Annotated in this window: 1 protein-coding gene and 2 pseudogenes; 2 read left to right on the forward strand and 1 reads right to left on the reverse strand. The window is 65.9% G+C overall.

The window, feature by feature from the left end; all coding sequences use genetic code 11:
- Positions 1-487: 487 nt before the first annotated feature.
- Positions 488-1,435 (reverse strand): DMT family transporter, encoded by a 948-nt coding sequence (locus tag HLA95_RS26800; RefSeq protein ID WP_222185057.1) that lies wholly within the window; start codon positions 1,433-1,435, stop codon positions 488-490.
- A gap of 469 nt (positions 1,436-1,904) precedes the next feature.
- On the opposite strand from HLA95_RS26800, the pseudogene HLA95_RS29960 reads away from it, so the two are divergent.
- Together HLA95_RS29960 and HLA95_RS29965 are read left to right on the forward strand one after the other, a co-directional pair.
- A pseudogene (locus HLA95_RS29960) lies at positions 1,905-2,373 on the forward strand (transposase family protein); the annotation flags it as partial.
- A 432-nt stretch (positions 2,374-2,805) separates the two neighbouring features.
- A pseudogene (locus HLA95_RS29965) lies at positions 2,806-3,057 on the forward strand (integrase core domain-containing protein); the annotation flags it as partial.
- Positions 3,058-3,107 lie beyond the last annotated feature (50 nt).

Consider the following 3,107-nt stretch of genomic DNA (forward strand, 5'->3'; position numbering starts at 1 on the left):
ACGCGATGGGATCAGGCGATAGCGGAGCTGGTAGGATCGGGCGAGGTGAAACGGGGTCTACAAACCCCACACGTTATGCACTGGAGGAACGGCTGGCAGGCTTCTACGTCTCTCCACGGCACCCTCGGCGGCCTACTGACCGCCGTCCCATGGGAAAGCGGATCATCCGCATGCTGGCGGATGATGGATCATCGAGCGTGCCTTCACTTGGCACTTTCGATCATGCCGCTTTGGCCGCGGCTGTGAACGGCTGACCAAGCCTGGGCTGGCGATGATCCACGCCACCATGAGCCGGATCATGCTGCGGCGCATCACGTGACCATGGGCGACTTTGCCGGCAGCCAGTGAAGCTGACGGACATGCCTCCGGCCACCCGAGCGCGTCATCGGCGCTGAGTACCAGAAGCGGGTGCCCGGCGTAGACGTCTCATGTCCCGGCTGCGCGCGAAGATCACCCGATCATACCACCCGGCTGATCGGCCGGCAGGTCAGCGAAGATCGACGGCTTCTGGCTCCGTACCCGCAGGGGCAGCTGTCCGCGGCGGGGCCGGCTCACGCCGCCCCCGCAGCTCGCTGTGGATGACCAGGCCACCGCTCACGACGATGAGCACCATGCCGAGCACCACGCTGGGGCCAGGCAGGTCGCCGAACACCAGCATGCCCAGCCAGAACGACCAGAGCAGGCCGGTGAACTCGAGGGGTGAGGTGACGGAGGCAGGAGCCCGGCGGATACCCTCGTAGAGAAGGTACTGCGCCAGCATCCCGCCGCTGCCGACCAGCAGCAGCAGCAGCAGGTCGTGCGGGGTCGGCCATTGCCACCACCAGGGCATGACCGTGCCGCACGTCACGAGAAATACCGCATTGTTGACCAGCATCTGCGCGCTGGTCGGCACAGACAGCGCCAGCTGCCGGATCAGCACCACCGCATAGGCCCACAATGCCGCGGCCAGCAGCGCCAGGACCACCGGCCCCGGATCCACCGACCCGGCAGGGCCGCAGGCAAGCGTCACGCCGCCAAGGCCGATCAGCAGCGCCAGCCAACGTTCCCTGGGCACGCGCTCCCCCAGCAGCAGGACCGCCAGCAGGGTCGCGATCAGCGGCGAGGCGAAGTAGATCGTCTCGAGTTCGACCAGCTGCAGATGACGCGCCGCCGAGTAGTAGGCGAGCCAAGCGCACGCATAGACGAGGGCGGCAAGCAGGATGCGCAGCCAGATGCAAGGCGCCAGCATGCCCGTGAGGCTCTGCCGGCCGTTCACCAGGAGGCAGACCGGCACGATGATGGCGCTGCGCACGAACAACACCTGCCAGACCGACAGCCCCGCGACCAGCAGCTTCACGCTGGCATCGTGAACGGAGAACAGGAACCAGGCGAGCGCCACGCAGGCCACGCCCCCGAGGATCCGGGCACCGCTCCGCTCCGGCCCTGCCTGCTCCATCCCCACCCGCCATCCGAGGCGCCACCGCCGCTTCACGCAACCTATTTACTTCTTATAGCCATATCAACTTCTGGTTGCTGTCATTCATGCTGCAGTCGCCGTTCCCTCCTTGACGAGAGGCGTATCGCGACGATGAGACGGACCCAAAGCCACCCCCCGACGAGCAAGTAGTGTGAGTTGGAGGTCCGTTGGCAGAAGGGGGCCACGCTGCCGAGGGTATTGTCGGTACTCTTTGCTCGGACAAACGGCTTGGGATCTGCGTTGTCGGCAGCGATGTAGGCTCGAATCGCCCCTGCAACGCCTGGGTGCTGCTGAACACGCCACGCTTGAGCCGGCGCCGGGTGAGCAGAGTAAACCAGCACTCGACTAGATGTTTAGTTCCAAGGTGTAGTGCTACGCTTGCGTTATCTTCCTGTAAGGACGCGCTATGGGCTAGGTTCTTCACGGCGCGCCACCACGACAAAAGGCAGTGCGTCGCACGATCCAAGCTGGTGAAGCGAGCGTGAGGGCACTGGCCAAGCGCTACGACATCAGCCTGACGACGGTCCAGAAGTGGCGCAAGTGGACTTTTGCCACCGATGCGCCGATGGGTCCCAAGGCACCCCGCTCCACCGTGCTGAGCACCGAGGACGGGGCGGTCATCGTCGCGTTCCGGCGCTACACGCTCCTGCCGCTCGACGACTACCTCTACGCCCTGCAGCCGACCCTACCGCACCTGACCCGCTCGTCCCTGCACCGCTGCCTGCAGCGTCCTGTCCGCTGTGCGAACATCCCTCCGGGGGATCGGGCTGAAGCCCGATGGCACCGCTCGCTTGCCCGACACCGGCGGTCCCAAGACCAAGCGCTTCCGGTTCAGGAGCTACCCGATGGGCTTCTTTCACCTCGATATTGCCGAGGCTCGCACCGAGGAAGGTCGTCCTTATCTGTTCGTCGCCATCAGCTGTCAACAGACGGCTGATCCGATCACCGAAGGAGACCGGTCCAGCAGGACCGGGAGGCGACCCGACCTCCAGGTTCGCCTTCGCCCAGCTGCATGAGCGGGCGAACTGGCAGGTCTCCGCCAACTTCCCCCATGCCCTGGTCACAGCCGTGCCGTACCGCATCCACACGATTGCGCAGCGATCCGCCGGAGGCATCCCCGGCAAAGCCGGGCTCGGCTCACCGACAACAGCCTGCCCCGGACCCGATCCGGGGGCACCAGTTCGTCGAGCGCACACCGACCAACGAAGCCCATGAGGCCGTTGCCGCAGCCTATTGGGCCGCGAAGGGCGAGCCGCGGGTCTGGCCTGGTCCAGGCCTTCGACTACGCCTGCGAGCAGCCTTGCAGCGGCCTTGCCGCTGCTCCCTCCGGGGGATCGCTGCGCGATGGCATTGAGCACCGCACCACCAAGCCGGCACACCCGTGGACGAACGGGCAGGTCGAGCGGATGAACCGGACGCTCAAGGACGCCACCGTCCGCCGCTACCACTACGGCAGCCGTGACGAACTGCGGCACCACCTCCAGCTCTTCCTCGACGCCTACAACCATGCCCGCAGTCTCAAGACCCTGCGCGGCCTCACCCCCTACGAGTTCACCTGCAAGACCTGGACCGAACCGCCGGCTAGTGTCCTGATTCCGTAGTTCCTCCGATCTGGTGGGAGCGGAGGCAGAAGCGCTGGATGGCGGCGAGG

The organism is Geminicoccus harenae, assembly GCF_019800005.1.
GTDB lineage: Bacteria > Pseudomonadota > Alphaproteobacteria > Geminicoccales > Geminicoccaceae > Geminicoccus > Geminicoccus harenae.